The 20,505-nt window shown below is 74.5% G+C and carries 16 protein-coding genes; 5 read left to right on the top strand and 11 right to left on the bottom strand.

Translation table 11 applies throughout. From position 1 onward, the window contains the following. Window positions 1-21 precede the first annotated feature (21 nt). From ACH4K4_RS02895 to ACH4K4_RS02885, 3 genes are all read left to right on the top strand, one after another. Entirely contained in the window at window positions 22-942 is a 921-nt protein-coding gene (locus ACH4K4_RS02895) for a class I SAM-dependent methyltransferase (RefSeq protein WP_398164303.1), read from the top strand. Window positions 943-1,044: 102 nt separating this feature from the next. Then, window positions 1,045-1,911: an LLM class flavin-dependent oxidoreductase gene (locus tag ACH4K4_RS02890; protein WP_398164301.1), complete on the top strand. Its 867-nt coding sequence runs from the start codon at window positions 1,045-1,047 to the stop codon at window positions 1,909-1,911. Window positions 1,912-2,114: 203 nt separating this feature from the next. Next, entirely contained in the window at window positions 2,115-2,861 is a 747-nt protein-coding gene (locus ACH4K4_RS02885) for an SDR family oxidoreductase (RefSeq protein WP_398164299.1), read from the top strand. A 195-nt stretch (window positions 2,862-3,056) separates the two neighbouring features. Here the strand turns inward: ACH4K4_RS02885 and ACH4K4_RS02880 are convergent, their stop codons facing one another. The 5 genes from ACH4K4_RS02880 to ACH4K4_RS02860 form a co-directional block, all read right to left on the bottom strand. After that, on the bottom strand, window positions 3,057-3,389 hold the full coding sequence (locus tag ACH4K4_RS02880; protein ID WP_398164297.1) for an SH3 domain-containing protein: 333 nt from the start codon (window positions 3,387-3,389) through the stop codon (window positions 3,057-3,059). A 252-nt stretch (window positions 3,390-3,641) separates the two neighbouring features. Next, the gene (locus ACH4K4_RS02875) at window positions 3,642-4,472 is read right to left on the bottom strand and encodes an aldo/keto reductase (protein WP_398164295.1); all 831 of its coding nucleotides are present in this window, start codon (window positions 4,470-4,472) and stop codon (window positions 3,642-3,644) included. 48 nt (window positions 4,473-4,520) lie between these two features. After that, entirely contained in the window at window positions 4,521-5,531 is a 1,011-nt protein-coding gene (locus ACH4K4_RS02870; protein WP_398164293.1) for a hypothetical protein, read from the bottom strand. Between the two features lie 97 nt (window positions 5,532-5,628). After that, window positions 5,629-7,431, bottom strand: coding sequence for an AMP-dependent synthetase/ligase (locus ACH4K4_RS02865; protein ID WP_398164520.1), 1,803 nt, complete (start codon window positions 7,429-7,431; stop codon window positions 5,629-5,631). 253 nt (window positions 7,432-7,684) lie between these two features. Next, window positions 7,685-8,569 (bottom strand): LysR family transcriptional regulator, encoded by an 885-nt coding sequence (locus ACH4K4_RS02860; RefSeq protein ID WP_398164291.1) that lies wholly within the window; start codon window positions 8,567-8,569, stop codon window positions 7,685-7,687. A gap of 133 nt (window positions 8,570-8,702) precedes the next feature. Between ACH4K4_RS02860 and ACH4K4_RS02855 the strand changes: the two genes are divergently transcribed. Then, on the top strand, window positions 8,703-9,764 hold the full coding sequence (locus ACH4K4_RS02855) for a bile acid:sodium symporter family protein (RefSeq protein ID WP_398164289.1): 1,062 nt from the start codon (window positions 8,703-8,705) through the stop codon (window positions 9,762-9,764). Window positions 9,765-9,779: 15 nt separating this feature from the next. On the opposite strand, the gene ACH4K4_RS02850 is transcribed toward ACH4K4_RS02855, so the two are convergent. Beyond that, window positions 9,780-11,672: an exo-alpha-sialidase gene (locus ACH4K4_RS02850; protein WP_398164519.1), complete on the bottom strand. Its 1,893-nt coding sequence runs from the start codon at window positions 11,670-11,672 to the stop codon at window positions 9,780-9,782. A gap of 374 nt (window positions 11,673-12,046) precedes the next feature. Then, window positions 12,047-12,988, bottom strand: coding sequence for a zinc-binding alcohol dehydrogenase family protein (locus tag ACH4K4_RS02845; protein ID WP_398164287.1), 942 nt, complete (start codon window positions 12,986-12,988; stop codon window positions 12,047-12,049). Between the two features lie 131 nt (window positions 12,989-13,119). On the opposite strand from ACH4K4_RS02845, the gene ACH4K4_RS02840 reads away from it, so the two are divergent. Beyond that, window positions 13,120-13,575 carry a MarR family winged helix-turn-helix transcriptional regulator gene (locus ACH4K4_RS02840; RefSeq protein ID WP_398164285.1) on the top strand — a complete coding sequence of 152 codons (456 nt, stop codon included), beginning with the start codon at window positions 13,120-13,122 and terminating at the stop codon, window positions 13,573-13,575. Window positions 13,576-13,599: 24 nt separating this feature from the next. Here ACH4K4_RS02840 and fdhD read toward each other — a convergent pair whose 3' ends face one another. The 4 genes from fdhD to ACH4K4_RS02820 form a co-directional block, all read right to left on the bottom strand. After that, a complete protein-coding gene (fdhD, locus tag ACH4K4_RS02835; RefSeq protein WP_398164283.1) occupies window positions 13,600-14,451 on the bottom strand; it encodes a formate dehydrogenase accessory sulfurtransferase FdhD in 852 nt (283 codons plus the stop codon). Window positions 14,452-14,650: 199 nt separating this feature from the next. Beyond that, on the bottom strand, window positions 14,651-15,898 hold the full coding sequence (locus ACH4K4_RS02830; protein WP_398164281.1) for an FAD-dependent monooxygenase: 1,248 nt from the start codon (window positions 15,896-15,898) through the stop codon (window positions 14,651-14,653). 183 nt (window positions 15,899-16,081) lie between these two features. Continuing rightward, on the bottom strand, window positions 16,082-16,852 hold the full coding sequence (locus ACH4K4_RS02825; RefSeq protein ID WP_398164279.1) for a hypothetical protein: 771 nt from the start codon (window positions 16,850-16,852) through the stop codon (window positions 16,082-16,084). A gap of 282 nt (window positions 16,853-17,134) precedes the next feature. Next, window positions 17,135-20,503 carry an ATP-binding protein gene (locus ACH4K4_RS02820; protein WP_398164277.1) on the bottom strand — a complete coding sequence of 1,123 codons (3,369 nt, stop codon included), beginning with the start codon at window positions 20,501-20,503 and terminating at the stop codon, window positions 17,135-17,137. Window positions 20,504-20,505 lie beyond the last annotated feature (2 nt).

The following is a 20,505-nucleotide window of genomic DNA, read 5'->3' as shown; positions in this document are numbered from 1 at the left end:
GGCCTGCCGGACCCTCGGCCCATGACCGACCACACACACGGCACCGCCGCCCCGCAGCACGGCCACCACCATCACCACGGCGCCACCGAGATGGACTGGGACGCCATGGCCACCCACCTGGAACGGGACGCCGAGGTCTACACCCCGGTCCTCGAACAGGCCGCGGCCTGGCTGCGGGACCTGCTGACGGAGTCCGGCCCCGGCCCCGACGCGGTCCGCCGCGTGCTCGACGTCGGCAGCGGCCCCGGCGTCACCAGCTGCCTGCTCGCCCACGCCTTCCCGGACGCCGAGATCGTCGCCGTCGACCCGACCGAGGCGCTGCTCGACCGCGCCAGGGACCGCGCCGCCCGGCTCGGCCTCGCCGACCGGTTCCGCACCCAGGCCGCCGAGCTGCCCGACGGCGTCGACGGCGTCGGGGACGCCGACGTCATCTGGTCCAGCAAGGCCCTGCACCACGTCGGCGACCAGGCCGCGGCGGTGGACGCGCTGGCCCGCCTGCTGCGGCCGCGGGGGCTGCTCGTCGTGTCCGAGGGCGGCCTGCCCGCGCGCATGCTGCCCCGCGACTTCGGCATCGGCCGCCCCGGCTTCCTCAACCGTCTCGACGTGGTGCACGAGGACTGGTTCGTACGGATGCGGGCGGCGCTGCCCGGCGCCCGTGACCTCGTCGAGGACTGGCCCGCCGTCCTGACGGCCGCGGGCCTGCGCTCCCCGCGCAGCCGCAGCTTCCTGCTGGACCGCCCCGCCCCGCTCGACCCCGCCACCCGCGCGTACGCCGTCACCCAGTTCGAGCGCTACGCGGAGGTGTTCGGCGACGAGCTGGACGCGGAGGACCGCGCCACCCTCGACCGGCTCCTCGACCCGGCCGACCCGGCCGGCCTCGCCCACCGCGGCGACCTCTTCTGGCTCTCCGCCCAGACCTTCCACACGGCCCGCGCCGCGTAACCCGTCCGGACGGACGGCTGCGCAAACAGCCAGACGGCCGGTACGCCGTGCGCCTTTGATAATCCATTGCCTGGGCAGGTGGGGGTAGCCCACGATGCCCGGATGCGTTTCTCGATCAATATCCCGAACTTCGGCGACTTCGCCGACCCCCGAAACGTGGCAACCGTCGCGGCGGCGGCCGAGGAGTCCGGGTGGGACGGGCTCTTCGTATGGGACCACGTCCATTACCGGGGGTACTCGGGGCGGCCCTTCGCGGACGCGTGGATGCTGCTGACCGCGGCCGCGCTCGCGACGTCACGGATCCGGGTGGGGACGCTGCTCACTCCGGTAGCGCGATACCGACCGCAGCAGCTCGCGCGGCAGGTGGCCACCCTGGACAACCTCAGCGGAGGCAGGGTCGTCTTCGCAGCGGGGCTGGGTGGGCCGGTCGAGGACGAGTACGGCAGCTTCGGCGACTCCACCGATCGACGTGTGCTCGCCGAGCGGCTGGACGAAGGGCTGGAGTTGCTGGGGCGGTTCTGGACGGGCGAGACCGTCGACCACCACGGACGGCACTACCAGGCGCGGAACGTGAGCCTGCAGCCCGCCACCGTGCAGCGGCCCCGGCCGCCGGTGTGGATCGGGGGATTCTGGCCGAACCGTCCGCCCATGCGACGGGCCGCGCGGTGGGATGGCGCGGTGCCTCTGTTCAAGAACGCCCTGCATGGCCACCCGCCGGACCCTGAGGACGTGCGGGAGTTGATCACCTATGTGCGTGGTCATCGAGAAGGCGACACCCAGCGCCCCTTCGACCTCGTGGTCGGCGGTGCCACTCCGGCGGACGCTGCCCAGGCCACGGATGTGATCGGCCCGCTGCGCGACGCGGGTGCCACCTGGTGGGACGAACGGCAACTCGATCCCGGCCCCGATGTGGACTGCCTGGCTCCGGTGCTGCGGCGCATCGAGGCGGGGCCGCCGGCACTCGATTAGTCAACCAGCGCCGCGGGCCCTCCGCCCCGGGTGAGGATGGTCGGTTGCGGAAGGTAACCGCGGCGCCCCCGGCGGTCGTTGAGATCGTGGCCGGGCGAGCGAGGCGGCTGGGGGCCAGTGGGACGGGAATGCCCCCACCCGCCCCTTGGTTGGTGACGTACGCCCCCGAGCGTTCCGCTCCCCCCACCACCGAAGGGAACCGCATGACCAGCACTCCCGCGCCGGATCCGCTCGCCCGTCTCGCCGGCCGCACCGTGGTCGTCATCGGCGGCTCGGCCGGCATCGGCCTGGAAACGGCCCGCCGGTCCGTCGCCGCCGGCGCCTCCGTGATCCTCGGCGGCCGCGACGAACAGCGACTGGCCGCGGCCGCGAAGGAGCTGGGCGACGCGGCCCGCTGGCGCACCGTCGACAACACCGACAAGGACTCCCTCGCCGCCTTCTTCCGAGGCATCGACCGCGTCGACCACCTCTTCACCCCCGCCGCCTCCTACCGGACGGGCCCGATGCGGGAGTTGAGCGACGAGGACGCGGAAAGCCCCTTCGTCAGCAAGTTCTGGGGCCAGTACCACGCGGTCCGCCACGCGGCGCCCCTGCTGGCCGAGGACGGCTCCGTCGTCCTGATGTCCGGTGCCGCGAGCGTCCGCCCGGCGGGGGTGGCGCCCGCCTACGTCGCCTGCAACGCGGCGGTGGAAGGCCTGGGCCGCGGCCTGGCCGTGGAACTCGCCCCCGTACGCGTCAACGTCGTGTCCCCCGGCATGGTCGACGGCAACCTCTGGAGCCGGCGCCCCGCGTCCGTCCGCGAACCGGCGGCGGACGGCTACCGGGACGCCGCCCTCCTCGGCCGCCTGGGCACGGAAGGCGAAGTGGCCGACGCGGTCCTCTTCCTGTTCACCAACACGTACATGACGGGCTCCACGCTCTACCCCGACGGCGGGTACGCGCTGCGGTGAAGACGCTGCCTGCCCGCCCCATGCCCTTCCCCCGGCCGGCCGCCGTTGCCGCGGTCGTGCCGCTCCGCGCCCCCGTCGGCGTTCGCGTGCGGTGTCCGTGGCAGGCGGCCGGCCGCCGCGGGCGGGGTGGCGGCCCTCCCGGGCCGGGAAACCCTCCACCACCCCGCTGTCCTGTCGGCGCGCCGGCGCGCCGGGTCAGCAGTTGAGGTAGGCGCGGTGGATCCACACCCCGGTACGGCCGCCCCAGAGGTCACCCATGACCCAGGAGCCCTCGCTGCCCTTCGCGTTCATCTTCTGGCCCCTGTTCACCTGGCCCAGGACCGGGTAGTTGGTGCCCGGACCGCCGCGGTAGTTGACGCCGTTGTCGTTGACGGTGCAGACGACGTCCTGGAACGCGGCGGGAGCGGCCTGCTGTGCGGCGGCCGCGGAGCCGGGGCTGCTGCCGGCGGCGGCGGCGACCGTGCTGCCGGCGAGGGCGAGTACGGCCGCGCCGGCCGCGAGGGCGGTGGCACGCGAAATGCGGATCATCCGGATCTCCTCCGTTGGGTGGTGCTCGGTGTGTGCCGGGGCCGTCGGCTGCTCGGACCCGGCACCCAGGACACTCGTCCTGTGCCGTACCGCGGGCCAAGGGGTTTCCCGTCCCCTGCGGCCCGGGGGAAACCGGGAAACCGCGCGCGAGCTGGGGCGGAGGAGGCAAGACGCGACGAAGCCGCCGCCCCGGGCGGGGCGGCGGCTTCGTGGGAGGGGGTGCGCCGGACACCGTGGTCCGGCCGCGGTGCCTCAGCCGTTGAAGGCGTCCGGGTCCGGGCCCAGGCGGGTGCCCGAGTCGAGGGCCGCGATCGCCGCCATGTCGGCGTCGTCCAGCTCGAAGCCGAAGACGTCGATGTTCTCCTTGATCCGCGACGGGGTCACGGACTTCGGGATGACGACGTTGCCGAGCTGGAGGTGCCAGCGGAGCACGATCTGCGCGGGGGTGCGCTCGTACTTCCCGGCGAGCCCGGTGATCGTGGCGTCCTTCAGGAGGTCCTTGCCCTGGCCCAGCGGCGACCAGGCCTCGGTCGCGATGTTGTGCCGGGCGTGGAAGGCGCGGGCCTCGGACTGCTGGAGCTGCGGGTGCAGCTCGATCTGGTCGACCGCGGGGACGACCGAGGTCTCGCCCAGCAGCCGCTCCAGGTGGGCGGGCTGGAAGTTGGAGACGCCGATGGCCTTGGCCCGGCCCTCCTCGTAGATCTTCTCGAACGCCCGGTACGTGTCCACGAACGTGTCCTTGGCGGGCATCGGCCAGTGGATCAGGTACAGGTCCACGTACTCCAGGCCCAGCTTGGCGAGGGACGTGTCGAAGGCGCGCAGGGTCGAGTCGTAGCCCTGCTCGTCGTTCCACAGCTTCGTCGTCACGAAGAGCTCGTCACGGGCGATGCCGGAGGCGGCGAGCGCCTTCCCCGTGCCCTCCTCGTTGCCGTAGATCGCGGCGGTGTCGATGCTGCGGTACCCGGCTTCCAGGGCGGTTCCGACGGCCGTGGCGGCCTCGTCGTCCGGCACCTGCCAGACGCCGTAGCCGAGCTGCGGCATGGCGACGCCGTTGTTGAGGGTGATGTGGGGGACCTTGCTCACGAGCGATTCGATCCTTAGGTCGACGTACATGTACTCCAACGTCAACGATCATCCGGTACGCGGCATTCCCGCGCACCCGGAACCGGTTTTCCGGGACGTTTCCTCCGCCAGGGTCAGGGCGCCCAGGCAGAGCACCACCAGTCCCGCGACCAGTTCCAGCGCGCCCGTCAGGCCGGGCAGGCCGTGGGCCGGCGAACTGCTGCCGCCGCCCAGCGCCTCGGCCACCGTCCAGGAGAGCCACAGCGTGCCGCCCCAGGCGAACACCGAGGCGGACCCCAGCCAGGCCAGCGCGAGCGGCACCCGGGTGCGCAGCCGGCGGACGGGGCCCCGGTGGGGGAAGAGCAGAGCGGCCAGCCCCGCCGCGCCGGCCAGGGAGAACAGGCCCTGCACGACCTCGGACGTGGCCGTGATGGCGCTCCGCGCGGGCAGGGCCGCCGCTCCGGCACCGGCCGGCATGCCGAGGCCCCACAGCACGTCGACGGTGCCGATCACGGCCATGAGCAGTGCCGCGGGCACACCGAGCAACCGTCGCGCCGCGCGCACCGCCGGGGCGGGAGCCGGTACGGATGCCAGTGGCCGGCGCAGCAGCGCGCCCCACCGCCGGTGCGCGTACACCGTGAAGGCGCCGAGCAGGGTGACGCCCTCGACGATGAACGCGCCGTAGACGACCACGAAGACCCAGGGCCGGAGGAAGTCGCCGGACGCCATCGGGTTCGCCGTGCCGGTCACGGCGGCGACGGCCGACCCCGTCGGCACGGCCAGCATCAGGGGGGTGAGCAGCCCGGACGCCGTCCACAGGGGCAGGGCGAGCAGCCACGCCGGGGCCCGCGTCCCCGACGGGCGGGCGAGCGTGTACGCCACGGCGGCGGCGATGGCGTCCATGAGGAAGGTGACGGCGTTGGCGGCGACCCAGGCGCCCCGGCCAATGCCGTGGAGGTCCACCACGCCGATGTCGCAGCCCAGTATCCACAGCAGCTTGAGGAGGAGGTACGGGGCGCAGGCCGCGACGGCGGTCCGGCCGAGGAGGACCTGGCGGCCCGCGCGCTTGTCGGTGTTCATGAGGTACGAGCCTCCCGGCGGCCGCGGGGCGGCACGTCCGGCACGGGGATGAACCGCTTCCCCCGCGCGGGGGAGCGCCGCACCGGGGCGCGCCTGCTCACGACCGGTACAGCGCGTCCACCTCCGCCGTGTACGCCGCCTCGATGGCCTTGCGCTTGAGCTTGAGGGAGGGCGTCAGCAGGCCGTGCTCCTCGCTGAACTGGTGGGCCAGTATCCGGAACGTACGGATCGACTCGGCCTGCGAGACCAGCGTGTTGGCGGCGACGACGGCCCGCCGGATCTCGGTCTCCAGGTCCGGGTCGTGCACCAGGTCCGTCGGCGGCAGGTCCGGCTTGCCGCGCATGGCGAGCCAGTGCGTGACCGCCTCCGGGTCCAGCGTCACCAGGGCGGCGACGTACGGGCGGTCGTTGCCGACGACGATGCACTGGGCGACGAGGGGGTGCGCCCGTACCCGCTCCTCCAGGACGACGGGGGAGAGGGTCTTGCCACCGGAGGTGACGAGGATTTCCTTCTTCCGGCCGGTGATCGTCAGATAGCCGTCCTCGTCCAGCGCGCCGAGGTCGCCGGTGGCCAGCCAGCCGTCGCGCAGGACGGCGCCGGTCGCCTTGGCGTCGTTCAGGTAGCCCTGGAATATCTGGCCGCCGTGCAGCCAGATCTCGCCGTCCTCGGCGATGTGCACGGTGGTGCCGGGCACGGGGCAGCCGACCGTGCCGAAGCGGGTGCGCTCGGGCGGGTTGGCGGTGGCGGCGGCGGTGGACTCGGTCAGGCCGTACCCCTCGTAGATCGTCACGCCGGCGCCCGCGAAGAACAGCCCGAGCCGGCGCTCCATCGCGGAGCCGCCCGACATGGCGTGCCGCACCCGGCCGCCCATCGCCTCGCGCACCTTGCTGTAGACCAGCTTGTCGAAGAGCTGGTGCTGCATGCGCAGCGCGCCCCCGGGCCCCGACGCGGTGCCGAACGCCTTGTGCTCCAGCGCTTCCGCGTACCGGACCGCCACGTCGACGGCCTTCTCGAAGGGGCCGGACCTGCCCTCCGCCTCGGCCTTGCGCCGGGCCGCCGAGAAGACCTTCTCGAAGATGTACGGCACGGCGAGGATGAAGCTGGGCCGGAACGACTGGAGGTCGGGGAGGAGCGCCGCGGCGCTCAGTTCGGGCTGGTGGCCGAGCTTCACCCGGCCGCGTACGGCCGCGACCTGCACCATCCGGCCGAAGACGTGGGCGAGCGGCAGGAACAGCAGGGTGGACGCCTCGTCACCGGGCTTGGAGTGGAAGACCGTCTCGTACCGCTCGACGATGTTGTCGGCCTCCGCCATGAAGTTGGCGTGGCTGATCACGCAGCCCTTGGGGCGGCCCGTGGTGCCGGAGGTGTAGATGACCGTGGCGGTGGCGTCCGGGGTGACGGCCATGCGGTGGCGGTGCACCACGTCGTCCTCCAGGTGCGCGCCCGCCGCGGTCAGTTCGGCCACCGGGTCGGCGTCCAGCTGCCACAGGCGGCGCAGCCGCGGCAGCCGGTCGACGACCGACCCGATGGTCATCGCGTGGTCCTCGTGCTCGACCATGCAGGCCGTCACGCCCGCGTCGTGCAGCATCCAGCAGACCTGCTCGGCGGACGAGGTGGGATACAGCGGTACGGGCTGGGCGCCCACGGACCACAGCGCGAAGTCGAACAGGGTCCACTCGTAGCGGGTACGGGACATGATCCCGACCCGGTCGCCGAAGCGGACGCCCTGCGCGAGCAGCCCCTTCGCCAGGGCCAGCACCTCGTCACGGAACTGCGCCGAGCTCACGTCCCGCCAGTGGCCCACGGCGTCCTTACGCGCCAGCGCGGTACGCGCGGGATCCGATTCGGCATGATCGAACACAGCGTCCGCCAACCCGCCGACGCGGGGCGCCGTCGCCAAAGGTGGGACGGTGAACTCGCGCAATGACCCAGCTCCTCGTGGTGCTCCTCACAGGGCCGAGACCGTACCCCAACGGGACGGCGCGCGTCAGGGGCGTCCTGCCCGCGGGACGGATGGCGTAGTCGCTGGTCATGCGGCGAAATCGGGTGACTCCGGAGAAGCCGGGACATCGCCGGGGGCGGCCCGCGCCCGACGATCACGGCACCGGGACCGGATCTGCACCGAATCTCTCCGTTCGGCGGCGCGGGCCGGCCTACGGCAGCTGCAACCGGTCGCCGCCCGCCAGTATGGCTTCGGCGAGGGCGTCCGCCGGGCCCCTGGCCGCGCTGTCCCGCTCCCCGTACAGCAGGACGAAGTCCACCCCGCCGAGGTCCGGCAGCCCGGCCCGGGACGGCATCCGGACCAGGCCCGGTGGGATCATGCCGAGGCTGTGCGCCATCACGCCCAGGCCCGCCCGGGTGGCGGCGATCAGACCGTTCAGGCTGCCGCTCGTACAGGCGATGCGCCAGTCGCGGCCCTGCCGCTCCAGCGCCTCCAGCGCGCGGGCCCGGGTCACCGCGGGCGGCGGGAACACCACCAGCGGCACCGGCTGCCGCGCGTCCAGGCGCAGCCGGTCCGTGCCGACCCACACCAGCCGGTCCCGCCAGACCAGCCGGCCGGTCGCCGCCTCCGGACGGCCGCGCGTCGCACCCGGGCGGCGTTTGGCCAGTACGAGGTCGAGCCGGCCGGCCGCCAGCAGCTCGTGCAGCGTGCCGGACAGCTCGACCGTCAGCTCCAGCTCCACTTCGGGGTGGTCGCGCCGGAACTCCTCCAGCACCTCCGGCATCCGGGTCAGCACGAAGTCCTCCGAGGCCCCGAAGCGCAGCCGGCCGCGCAGCCGGGTGCCCGTGAAGAAACCGGCGGCCCGCTCGTTGGCCTCCAGGATGGTGCGCGCGAAGCCGAGCATCGCCTCGCCGTCCTCGGTGAGGTCCACGGCATGGGTGTCCCGCGCGAACAGCCGGCGCCCGGCCGCCTCCTCCAGCTTGCGCACGTGCTGGCTCACCGTGGACTGCCGCAGACCGAGGCGGTGCGCGGCCTGGGTGAAGCTCAGCGTCTGGGCCACCGCGAGGAACGTGCGCAACTGCACGGGATCGAACATGCCGCCAGCCTAACCCCGCCATCACGGCTCGTGATAACAGTCACCACGGTAAGAGGGCTTCCCGATGAGCGCGGGTCAAGGCAGGCTGGAGAGGACACCGTCCGCCCCCCCGCACCGACCGCGAAAAGAGACCATGCGCCGCCCTCAGCTCAAGATCCCCTCCTGGCTCCCCGTGGACGGGTTCATCCTGGCCCTCGTGGGCACCGTCGGCCTCGCGGCGCTGCTCCCCGCGCGCGGCACCGCCGCCACCGTCGCGGGCGACGCGTCCACCGGAGCCGTGGCACTGCTCTTCTTCCTGTACGGCGCCCGGCTCTCCACCCGGGAGGCGATGGCCGGGATGCGCAGCTGGCGCCTCCACCTGACGGTCCTGGCCTGCACGTTCGTTGCCTTCCCGCTGCTGGGCCTGGCCGCCCGCGGCCTCGTCCCGTACGTCCTGACACCGGCCCTGTACACCGGCCTGCTCTTCCTGTGCCTGGTCCCCTCCACCGTCCAGTCCTCGATCGCGTTCACCTCCATAGCGCGCGGCAACGTCGCGGCGGCGATCTGCGCGGGCTCCTTCTCCAGCCTCGTCGGCATCGTCGTGACCCCGCTGCTGGCGGCGCTCCTGCTGGGCGGCGACGGGGGCGGGTTCTCGGCGGACTCCCTGGTCACGATCGTCCTTCAACTGCTGGTGCCGTTCCTCGCCGGACAGCTGCTGCGCCGCTGGATCATCGGCTTCATCACCCGCCACAAGAAGATCCTCGGCCTCGTCGACCGCGGCTCGATACTCCTCGTCGTCTACAGCGCGTTCAGCACCGGCATGGTCGAGGGCATCTGGCACCAGGTCTCCGTCTGGCGCCTGCTGGGCCTGCTGGGCGTCGAGGCCGTCCTGCTGGCCCTGATGCTGACGCTCACCTCCTACGGCTCCAAGAAGGCCGGCTTCCCGCGCGGCGACCGCATCGCGATCACCTTCGCCGGCTCGAAGAAGAGCCTGGCCGCCGGACTCCCCATGGCCAGCGTCCTCTTCGGCGCCCAGGCCGGGCTCGCCGTGCTGCCGCTGATGCTGTTCCACCAGATGCAGCTGATGGTCTGCGCGGTCCTCTCGAAGCGGTACGCGGCCCAGGCACCCGGCCAACCCGACGCGCCGGACCACCGGCCTGCGTCCCCCCGCCCTCTCCCCGTGCGCGCGCCCGGCCCGCGCGGAGGCGCAGGGTGAGAACCGGCACGGTACTCATGCGGCGGGCCCTGGCCGCTGCACCTCGTCCAGCGGCAGGTGCAGGACGACCGGGCCGCTGACGCGCGCGTTGTGCTCGCGCACCCGGGCCAGTTCGCCGTCGCTCAACGCGCGCCCGTACACGCGTACTTCGTCCAGGTCGCCGGTCAACTGGGCGCGGCTGTCCGCCTTCTGTCCCGCGTGGACGCCGAAGACCGAGTTGCGGCTCACGGAGCCGGGCACGTCGGCGGCCGTGTGGGTGTCGGCTCCGTCGACGGTGAGGGTGAGCCGGCCGCCGGCGCGCCGCAGTGCCAGGTGGTGCCACCGGCCGTCGTGGTAGGCGGCGGTGGAGCCGACCTCGGCGGTCGCGGGCGGCCGGGCGCCGTCGAGCGCGGTGACGAAGGCGCTGATCCGCTTGCGGGCGGGGTCGCCGCGCAGGGCCACCTGCGGGCTGCGGCTGCCCACGCCGCCCATCCACAGGAAGGGCTGCTCGCCGGAGGCGGCGCGGTAGCGGAACCAGAGGCTGCACGTGAAGTCCCGGCTGCCGAGGGGGAGTGCGGAGCGGAAGGGCAGCCGTACGGCGTCGTCCCGGCCGTCGAAGGAGAGCCCGTTGCCGAAGCGGCCCGGTACCGTGCGGGCGCCGCCCAGGACGAGGGCGGGCCGGGCGTGCCGCCCGCGGTCGGCGGTCGTCGGGTCGGGGGCCCGGCGCGGCCCGAGCCAGCCGTCGGTGAAGCGCGCGAAGCGGATCTCGTCGCGGGCGTCGGCGGCGCCGCCCTCGTACAGCAGGCCGGTCAGGCCGGGGGAGACGGTCACCAGGTCCGAGTAGCCGGACCAGTCGGTGGTGACCCGGGCCCCGCGGTCCACGCCCTCCCAGGTGCGGCCCTCGTCGTACGAGGAGCGGATGGTCATGGTGCGGCGGCGGTCGGGGTCGGCGGGCGCGGCGAACAGCGTACGGGCGGGGCGGCCGGGGTTCCGCCGGGGCGATCGCAGCACGGAGCCTTGCACCATGGGCGCGTACAGGTCGGGCAGCGCGCGGAAGGGCCGGGCGAAGGACGCGCCGCCGTCGTGGCTGACGGCCGCCGTGCGGTGGCCCAGGTCGGTGCCGTCCTGCTCGCGCGCGTTGACGTACACCGTGCCGTCGGAACGCTCCAGCAGGCTCATCTCGGACGGCTTCTGGCGGAACGTGCCGTCGGCGGCGGTCGGATAGCTGTCCACGGCGCCGACCCGCCAGGTGTCGCCGCCGTCGTCGCTGAGCATCAGCGCCGCGTGGTTGGCGGTTATCCGGCCGCCCGCGTAGCTCTCGGCGTTGACGGAGAAGACCAGCCGCCCCGCGTGCCGCCCCCGGGCGAGCTGGATGCCGTGCACCGGCCCGGTCGCGTACCAGGAGTTCCATCCGGCGGGCCGGAGTTCGGAGGTCAGATCGCGGGGCGCGGACCAGGTGGCGCCGTCGTCGTCGCTGTACTGGAGGTGCGGGGTGCGGTCGCAGGGGACGTCGCAGTTCCCGGCGTCCGGGCGGCCCTTGTTGTAGGTCTCGGCGAGGAGGATGCGGCCGGTCTCGCGGTCGACGACGGGGGCCGGGTTGCCGTGGGTGTCCCCGCCGCCTTCGTTGACGACCTGGAGAGGGCCCCAGGTGCGGCCGCCGTCGGTGGAGCGTTTGAGCACGAGGTCTATGTCGCCGGCGTCGCCGCAGTTGTTCACCCGGCCCTCGGCGAAGGCGAGCAGGGTGCCGTTGGCGGACCGTACGACGGCCGGGATGCGGAAGCACGCGTAGCCGTGCTCCTGTGCCGCCTTGAACAGCACCTGCTGGTCGAAGCCGGTGGTGGGAGAGGCACTGGCGGGCACGGTGGAGGGGTGGGCCTGTGCGGTGGCCACCGGGACCAGGGCGGCGGCCGCCGTGGCGAGCGCGGCCAGGGTGCGGCGCCGGGGACGAGGGCCGCGGCGGGGGCCGTGGCGGGGGCGTTGCCGGCCCCGGTGGCGGGTCTGCCGCGGTGCTCGTCGTGTGCGCGGAACGGTGGCGTCATGTTCCGACCTGCCCTTCGAGGCGCCGGAGGAGGAGCGGAGGAGAGGGGATGAGAGGGGAGGGCGAAGCGGCGCGGGAGGCAGGGACGGCGAACATCCCACGTCCTACGTAGAATGTCCCATGTCCTGCCTCTGGTGCGCAGGAAGCTACTGGGCCCCCGGCACGGCCACAAGCCACGCGCGGCGCTTCTTCGCGCCCGGCCGGATTTCCCCCGTCCGGAGTACGCCGGGCACGCCTGTGTGAAATCCCGTGCCGCGGCGGGCGCTCACGGGCGCAGCACCACCTTGCCGAGGTTGCTGCGGGCCTCGATGATCTCGTGCGCCCGCGCGGCCTGGGACAGCGGTATCTCCGCGTGTACGGCGGCCCGCAGCCGGCCGGCGAAGAAGTGGTCCCACAGCTCGGCGCCGTGCCGGGCGTACAGCTCCGGGCGGGTGGCGGCGAAGCGGGCCATGGTCAGTCCCGTGATGGTCTTCGAGCCGGCGAGGAGGTCGAACGCCGGGACCGTACCGCCTCCCGAGTTGAAGAACACCAGCCGCCCACCGGGGGCGAGGGCCGCCACCGCGCGCGGTAGGAGGTCCCCGCCGACGCCGTCGAGGACGATGTCGGCCGGTTCGCCCCAGGACGCGTCCTCGTACGTCACGACCTCGTCGGCGCCGAGCCCGTACAGGAACTCCGCCTTGGCCGCGGAGCCGGCGGCCGCCACGACCCGTGGCACGCCCCGCAGCCTGGCCAGCTGCACCGCCAGGTGCCCTGTGGCGCTGGCCGCGCCCGTGACCAGCACCGATTCCGTGCCGGTGGGGGCGGCGGTGGCCAGCGCGGCGAGTGCGACCTGCCCGCCGCGTACCAGCGCGACGGCGTCCACGCTGCTCGCGCCGTCCGGTATCCGGGCGGCCAGCGCGGCCGGCACGGTGGCGATCTCGGCGTACGAGCCGGTGAAGCTGAGCGCGGTGACGCGGTCGCCGGCCGCGAAGCCGGCGACGTCCGGGCCCAGGCCGATGACCTCGCCGGCGACCTCGCCGCCCAGGACCGCGGGCAGCGGTACGCCGCCGCCCCGGCCGTCGCCGCGCGTCCGGCGCACGGACGGCAGGCTCACGCCGATGGCCTCCGTGCGGACGAGCAGCTCGCCCGGCCCCGGCTCGGGGGCCTCGGCCTCCTCGGTCCGCAGGACTTCGGGACCGCCGTACGCGTGGAAGCGGACTCGCCGCATGGGCATCTCCGGGGGTGAGGGGCGTGGCCGGGCGCCACGCAGGGGAACCGCACGGCGGGACCCAACCGTTGGTTGCCCCAACGGTAACAGCATTCGTTGGGGCAACCAATGGAATTCGGTAGGCTGGCCCCATGGCAGAGACCCCGTACGCGCCCGCCCGCATCCGCGCCCTCCCCAGTTGGCTGCTCGGCCGGGCCGCCGCCCGCGGCCACCGGCTCGTCGCCGAGGCGCTGGCCGAGGAAGGCATGCGGATGATGCACCACGCGGTGCTGTCGGCCGTCGGCGAGCTGGGCCCGGTGTCCCAGGCGGAACTGGGCCGCAGCACCGGCATCGACCCGAAAGACATGGTCGCGGTCGTCAACGACCTCCAGGCCGACGGCCTGGTGACCCGCACCCCCGACCCGAAGGACCGGCGGAAGAACGCCATCGAGATCTCGCCCGCGGGGGAGCGCAGGCTGCGCCGTACGGAGAAGCTGGGTGACCGGGCCAACGAGGAGCTGACCGCGGCGCTCACGCCCGCCGAACGCGCACAGCTGATGGCGCTGCTGGCGCGCGTCGTGGAGCCGGGACAGGCGGAGGCGGGATGACGGGGGCCTGCCCGTGACCCGGGGTCAGCTCCGCGCCGCCTCCGCGCCCAGGGCCAGGCGTTCTTCGCCCGCGTACACGTTCATCGACGTGCCCCGCAGGAAGCCCACCAGCGTCAGGCCGGTCTCGGCGGCCAGGTCGACGGCGAGGGAGGAGGGTGCCGAGACGGCGGCGAGAGTGGGAATGCCCGCCATGACCGCCTTCTGGACCAGTTCGAACGAGGCCCGGCCCGACACCATCAGGATGGTGTCGCGCAGCGGCAGCCGCCCCTCCTGGAGGGCGCGGCCGACGACCTTGTCGACGGCGTTGTGCCGGCCGACGTCCTCGCGTACGTCGAGGAGTTCACCGTCCGTACCGAAGAGCGCGGCGGCGTGCAGCCCGCCGGTCCGGTCGAACACCCGCTGCGCCGCCCGGAGCCTGCCGGGCAGCGCGGACAGCGTCGCCGGCGTGATGCGGGCCGGGGAAGCGGGCGCGTCCAGGGGCCAGCGGGCGGTCGTGCGGACCGCGTCCAGGCTCGCCTTGCCGCACAGGCCGCAGGAGGAGGTCGTGTAGACGTTGCGCTCCAGCGTGATGTCCGGGACGGGGACGCCGGGCGCGAGCTGGACGTCCACCACGTTGTACGTGTTCGAACCGTCCTCGGTGGCGCCGGCGCAGTACACGATGTTCGCCAGTTCTTCCGCGCCGCCCAGCACGCCTTCGCTGACGAGGAAGCCGGCGGCCAGGGCGAAGTCGTCGCCCGGTGTGCGCATCGTGATGGCGAGCGGCTTGCCGCCGAGGCGGATCTCCAGCGGTTCCTCGCCGACGAGGGTGTCCGGGCGCTCGCTCACGGCTCCGTCGCGGATGCGGATGACGCGGCGCCGCTCGGTGACCCGTCCCATGTCTGATCAGTCCCGTCCGTTCCTGGTGTGCGCCGGCTCGCCGGCCGGCGAGCCGGCCTCGCCGCTCCCATTGTCCGGTACGCACGCGTTTTCGAATAGTCGCAACCCTTGAGACGGCCGAGACGGCTGTGCACGTACGGAAGAAGTCGAGACCAGAGCCCAAGCGACTTCCCCGCCGGGCTGCCGGCCGGCGCCGCGGCTACCGGCGGGCGCCGCCCGGCGCGTTCTCGGCGTTCAGCGCCCGCCCGCCGAACGCGCCCGTGTTCGTCCCCGCCCACAAGGCGTCCAGGTCCGACTGGCGCACCGTGCGCCAGTCCGGGCTGCGCAGGACGAGGGCGTCGCCCAGGCGGCGGCCCAGTTCCATCATCGAGCGGCCTGCGGCGCCGCGGGCGGCGTCGTACGCGGCGGGGACCTCGGCCCAGCTTCCGGCGGCGGCGCAGGCGGCCTCCAGGGCGGTGGCGTCCTGGAGGGCCTTCACCGCGCCGCTGCCGGTGTGCGGGCGGGCGACCGTGGCCGCGTCGCCGGCGAGCAGGACGCGGCCCGCGGCGTAGCGCGGCGCCGTGAAGTCGTACATGGGCTGGATGAACAGCTCGCCGGGGAGGGTGAGGCGCACCAGCGCGCCCCAGTAGGGCGGCAGGAGGTCGCCGGTGATCTGGGCGAAGTGGGCGTGCAGGGAGTCGTCGAGGGTGCCGGGCGGCAGGCTCGTGGGGGTGTCCAGGCCGAGGTCGGTGCCTTGGGGAGGGACGGTGTACAGCGTCCAGTTGACGCGGTGTCCGCCCGCTGCGTCGGGGATGTGGTAGATGACGGCGTGGCCGCCCGGGAAGACGGCGAAGACGGCGTCTTCGACCGGCCACCGGCCGCCGGGGGCGAGCCCGTCGAGTGCGGCCAGCCGTCCGGCGGGGAAGGCGCCGCGCCAGGCGAGGTACCCGGCGTACGCGGGCCGTACGTCGGGGAAGGCGGCGCCGCGCACCACCGAGCGGTAGCCGTCCGCGCCGACGACCAGGTCGGCGTGGTGCGTGGTGCCGTCGCCGAGGTGGACGGCGGTCCCGTCGGCCGACGACTCGACCGTACGGACCGGGCTGCCCCCGTGGAACGCGGCGGTCGCGGGCATCCGGTCGCGCAGCGCGCGCCAGAGCGGTCCCCAGTTGTACGTACGGAACGGCAGGGCCAGTTCCCCCACCAGCCGGCCGAACGGTGCGGCACCGTCGCGCGCGTACCAGCGGCGGCGGGACAGCTGGAGCCAGGGCATGCCGGCGTCCATGTAGCCCGCGGCGGCCAGTTCGGCGTAGCGGGCGTTGTGCATGCCCAGGCCGACGCCGCGCTCGGCCAGCTGGCCGGCGGCCCGTTCGTACACGGTGACCTCTGCCGCGCCGCCCCGGTGTGCGGCGAGTGCGGCAGCGCAACCGGCGATGCTGCCGCCCACGACGGCGACCCTGCCTCCGCGCATCAGACTCTGCCCTCTCCTTTGCCGCGCCGTGGTCCGCGGGCCCGCGGCGGTTCGGGAAAACTCATTCTCGCAGGTGTTGCCGCTGCCGGGGGGATAGTGAGGGTGTCCCGCGGGGCTCCGGACGGGCGGCGCGGAGGCCGGGCGGCGGGCGTGCCGGTAGGACGCGCCCGCCGCCCGGTCGGCTCAGCTGACCGTCACGTCGTTCACGGGGTCGAGGGCGCCGCTCGTCGCCGGCTGCTTCGTGCCGCCGGCTGCCTGGGGCGCGGGGCCGGACTGCGTACCGGACGGCTTCTGCGCGAGCCGGGCCGTACCGACCCCGTCGAACACCCGCTGGCCCGCGGTGAGCGGCGAGCGGGCACGGAAGGCGTCGCGGAAGGCGCCGGCGCCCCGCTCGGTGAGGGTGAAGGCGAGCTGCGCCCGTACCTGCCCGCCGCCCATCGAGACGCGGCTGGGGTCGATGCGGAACGCGAGGAAGTCGGTGCGGTGCGCCTTGGAGCCGTTGACGTTGCCGGTGACGTGCCGGCGAGCGAGGTCGCCGCGCAGCGCGTCGACCTTCAGGTGGCGGCCGTCCTTGCGTACGAAGTCGAAGCCGCCCCCGAAGGCGAGGTGCCCGGAGGTGAACCGGGTGTCGAACGCACCGCCCGAGATCGGCGCGGTCACGCAGCGGCGCTCGGCCGTGCCGGTGAGCTTCGCCGGTGCCACGGCGGCGAGGCGGACGGCGGCCTTCGCGAGGGCACGGGTGGCGCCGGGGGCGAGGCAGAAGTCGGCGGTGCCCCCGGCGACCCGCAGTCCCGGGTCCCGGGGTGCGGACCGGGGTCCTTCCTGGTGGGTGGCGGAGGGTGCGGCTCCCGCCGGGGCGGCGGTCGCGAGGGCGGCTCCGGCGCTCAGCGCCGCGGCGAGGGCCAGGGCGCCGGCGGAGCAGATGGGGAGCGGGCGGCAGCGGTCTGCGGGCATGGTGTGGTGATCCGTTCTTCGTCGGGGTGCCGTTCACCGGGCGGCGGTACCGGCGGCGGACGGCGGGGCTCTCCCTGTCAGCAGACGTATTGACGGAGAGGCCGCCGCCGTGACGGCCGTGCGGGCGAATCACCCGTATAGCTGGGGTCCGGGCGCGCTCGCTCGCGGTGTCCGGTACGTGCAGGCGGGACGTGGGACGCGTGGAGGCGGCCGCTGAGACGGTCGTGCCGTCACCTCGCGCGGCGCGCCGCCGACACCGCGGGGGTCGGTGTTCGCCGGCCGTCAGACGAGGGCGGCGGCTTCCCGCACCGAGAGGCCGCCGCCCTCGGCGTGGGCCCGCCGGTACGCGTCGGTGCCCAGCGCGGTACGCAGCTCGGCCTCGGCCCGCCGGCGCACACGGGCCTCCGTCTCGGCGGGCAGCGGCTGGAGCCCGAAGCCCTCGGCGGCGGGCGCGTGACGGTCGTACGCCCCCAGCAGACGGGCGCCCTCCTCCGCCGCGCTCAGGTGGCACATCGCCCAAGCGCCGCAGAGGAACTGGTGGGTGACCAGGTGGGGGGCCACCAGATGCGCCAGGTTGCCGAGCTGCCGGACGGCCTGGCGGAGGTGCGTACGGGCGCGCCCGAATTCCCCGTCGAGACAGTCCAGCCAGCCGTGCAGGCCGGTCACCATGCCCGCGAACAATTCCGGCGTGCCGGTGGTGAACGCCCGCTCGGCTTCCCGCAGCTGGTCGCGGGCGAGAGGGGTGCGCCCGGTCCTGCCGTAGTGCCGGGCCAGCAGCAGCCGCGCCGTGCTCAGCGTTTCGCCGGAGGAGGGCCGGGATTCCGTCACCGCCTCCAGCAGCAGTTGCTCGGCTTGCCGGGCGCGGGGCGAAAGGCCCTGATCGGCGGCCGCGTCGTCGGCGTTTCCGGTGTACATGCCTTCCAGACGCACGGCCGCCAACCGCGCCTTGAAAACCGGCACTTGCGCGTGCGCGCCGATCAGCGCCGAGCTGTTCATGGCGCGCTCGAAGTCCGCGTCCGCCAGTGTGTACTGTCCGCGCCGTTCGTACGTCTCGCCCCGCGCGGACAGCGACTCGGCGATGCCCCAGTGGTCTCCGGCGTCCTCGAAGAGGGCCAGCGCCTCCTCGGCGTCACGCGCGGAGCGGTCCAGCCCGGCGGGGCCGTTGCCGAGCAGCTTGGTGCGCAGCAGCAGCGCCAGGCCCAGGTCCCAGCCGTCGCCCACTTCGCGGCAGTTCCGCACGACCGCGTCGACCGCCTCGTCGAGCCCCGCGAACCCGCCGGTCATCAGCCGGGCGAAGAACCACATGACGCCCGGCTGCCGCGCGGTCTGCGGGAGCCCCGTACGGTACGCGGCCACGACCGACTCCAGGTATGCGCGGGCGGGCGGCGGGCAGGCGGGCGAGAGGCTGCCCTCCTGCCCGCTGCTGCTCGCCAGCACCAGCAGCCGCACCCCGCGCCGGGCCTCCCACAGCCGTTCCCCCGACCACGGCGGGGGGACCGTGGTGCACCGCTCCGCCAGCGGCCCGGCGGGGCGTACGGGTTCGGCGAACGGGTCGGCCGCGATCCCGGCGACGGCCGTCGACCAGCGCCGGGCGTCCGCCTGGTGGTTGCGCAGCTGCCAGAACCAGCTCATGGAAAGGACCAGGCACAGCGCCTCCTGCTCCGCGGCACGGCCGACCGCCGTGTGCAGCGCGGCCCTGATGTTGCCGTGCTCGGTCTCCAGGCGCTCCAGCCACTCCGCCTGCCGCGGCCCGCGCAGCCCGGCATCGCCGGTGCGGGCCAGCTCCCGGTAGGCGGTCAGGTGCAGCAGCTCCACGGCCGGCCGTTCCCCGGATTCCGTGAGCCGCTCCCCGGCGTACTCGGCGACCGTTTCGAGCAGCCGGTACCGCATGCCGCGCGGGCCCTCCGGGGCCGCGGTGACCAGCGACTTGTCCACGAGGGAGGCGAGGCCGTCCAAGACGTCGGCCGGCGTGTCCGGGGTGGGCGGGCCGGCACACACGTACTCCGCCTCCGCCGCCTCGCAGCCGCCGGAGAAGACGGACAGGCGGCGCAGTACCGCGCGCTCGTCCGCCGTGAGCAGGTCCCAGGACCAGTCCACGACGGCGCGCAGCGTCTGCTGCCGGGGCAGCGCCGTCCGGCTGCCGCCGCGCAGGAGCCGGAACCGGTCGTCCAGCCGCTCCGCGATCTGCCGCGGCGTGAGCGCCCGCAGCCGGGCTGCCGCCAGTTCGACGGCGAGCGGCAGCCCGTCGAGCCTGCGGCAGATCTCCGCACACGCGGCAGGGTCGTCCTCCGTACGGAACCCCGGGCGCGCGGCGGCACCCCGCTCGGCCAGCAGCCGGAGCGCGCCGTGCGGCGGCAGCGGCTCGACGGGGTGTACGGCCTCACCCGGTACGCCCAGCGGTTCACGGCTGGTGGCCAGCACCGTCACACCCGGGCAGCCGGTCGCCACGGCATGCGCCAGCTCGGCCGCCGCGCCGATCACATGCTCGCAGTTGTCCAGCACGAGCAGCATCCGCCGCCGCTCGCAGTGCTCCACCAGCTGCGCGAGGGGAGCGCGCCCGGACCCGTCGTCCTCGGGCGCGTGCAGTTCGTCGGCGGCGGGGCCGCGCACCAGCGTCTCCCGCCCGCCGAGCGCGGTCAGTACGGCTTCGGGCACGCCCGCCCCGTCCCGTACGGGAGCCAGCTCGGCGACCCAGACGCCGTCGGGCCACCGCGTGCCGTTCGCGGCGGCGGTGGCCGCTTCGGCGGCCTCCAGGGCCAGGCGGGTCTTGCCGACACCGCCGGCGCCCAGCAGGGTGATCAGCCGCCGTGAGGTCAACTCCCTTGATATAGCGGACAGTTCGTCGCTCCGGCCGACGAAGGACGTGAGGCGCGAGCGGAGGTTTCCGGGTGTCGCCCGCGGCCCGGGAGCCGGGGCCCCGGCCAGCAGGTCCGCGTGCAGGGCGCGCAGTTCGGCACCCGGGTCGGTGCCCAACCGCTCGGCGAGCCCGGCCCGTACCTCTTCGTACGCCTGCAACGCCTCGGCCTGCCGCCCCGCCGCCGCCAGGGCCCGGATGCGCAGCGCTTGCAGCGGCTCGTCCAGCGGCTCCGCCGTGGCCAGCGCCGCCAGCTCGGCCAGCGCGTCCGCCGCCCGGCCCGCCGCGACCTCGGCCGCCAGCCGGGCGCGGCGGGCCTCGCCGTGCCGCCGTTCGGCCCGTACGGCGAGCGGGTCGCCGTCCCGCCCCGGCAGGTCCGCCAGCGCGGGGCCGTGCCAGAGCGCCAGCGCCTCGTCCAGCAGCCCGGCCGCGGTGGCGGGGTCGCCGTCGCGCAGGGCGGCCGTTCCTTCCGCCGTCAGCCGCTCGAAGCGGAAGAGATCGACGGCGTCCGGCTCCGCCGCCAGCCCGTACCCGCCGGGCGACGAGGTCACCGCGGGCCCGCCGAGCGCCCGGCGCAGGCGCCCCACCAGGGCCTGGAGTGCCGCGGGCGCGTCCGCGGGCGGTTCCCCTTCCGCGCCCCACACCTGCGCGATCAGCTGGTCGGACGGCACCGGGCGCCCGCCGCCCGCTGCCAGCGCGACCAGCAGCGCGCGCAGCCGCGCTCCCGTGAGCGGCACCTCGGTGCCGTCGGGGCGGAGCGCCTGCGCGGCGCCGAGAACGCGGTAGCGGTAGGTCACCG

The organism is Streptomyces sp. NPDC017529 (assembly GCF_044329785.1).
Lineage (GTDB): Bacteria > Actinomycetota > Actinomycetes > Streptomycetales > Streptomycetaceae > Streptomyces.
This window is presented reverse-complemented; position numbering and strand designations above follow the sequence as displayed.

Excerpts from the sequence above, each read along its gene's own strand:
- ACH4K4_RS02845 (WP_398164287.1), bottom strand. The coding sequence starts at position 12,988 with ATGCGGCGAGTCCGCTTCCACGCGTACGGCGGTCCCGAAGTCCTGCGG.
- ACH4K4_RS02885 (WP_398164299.1), top strand. The coding sequence starts at position 2,115 with ATGACCAGCACTCCCGCGCCGGATCCGCTCGCCCGTCTCGCCGGCCGC.
- ACH4K4_RS02880 (WP_398164297.1), bottom strand. The coding sequence starts at position 3,389 with ATGATCCGCATTTCGCGTGCCACCGCCCTCGCGGCCGGCGCGGCCGTA.
- ACH4K4_RS02860 (WP_398164291.1), bottom strand. The coding sequence starts at position 8,569 with ATGTTCGATCCCGTGCAGTTGCGCACGTTCCTCGCGGTGGCCCAGACG.
- ACH4K4_RS02890 (WP_398164301.1), top strand. The coding sequence starts at position 1,045 with ATGCGTTTCTCGATCAATATCCCGAACTTCGGCGACTTCGCCGACCCC.
- ACH4K4_RS02870 (WP_398164293.1), bottom strand. The coding sequence starts at position 5,531 with ATGAACACCGACAAGCGCGCGGGCCGCCAGGTCCTCCTCGGCCGGACC.
- ACH4K4_RS02830 (WP_398164281.1), bottom strand. The coding sequence starts at position 15,898 with ATGCGCGGAGGCAGGGTCGCCGTCGTGGGCGGCAGCATCGCCGGTTGC.
- ACH4K4_RS02895 (WP_398164303.1), top strand. The coding sequence starts at position 22 with ATGACCGACCACACACACGGCACCGCCGCCCCGCAGCACGGCCACCAC.
- ACH4K4_RS02840 (WP_398164285.1), top strand. The coding sequence starts at position 13,120 with ATGGCAGAGACCCCGTACGCGCCCGCCCGCATCCGCGCCCTCCCCAGT.
- ACH4K4_RS02825 (WP_398164279.1), bottom strand. The coding sequence starts at position 16,852 with ATGCCCGCAGACCGCTGCCGCCCGCTCCCCATCTGCTCCGCCGGCGCC.
- fdhD (WP_398164283.1), bottom strand. The coding sequence starts at position 14,451 with ATGGGACGGGTCACCGAGCGGCGCCGCGTCATCCGCATCCGCGACGGA.
- ACH4K4_RS02855 (WP_398164289.1), top strand. The coding sequence starts at position 8,703 with ATGCGCCGCCCTCAGCTCAAGATCCCCTCCTGGCTCCCCGTGGACGGG.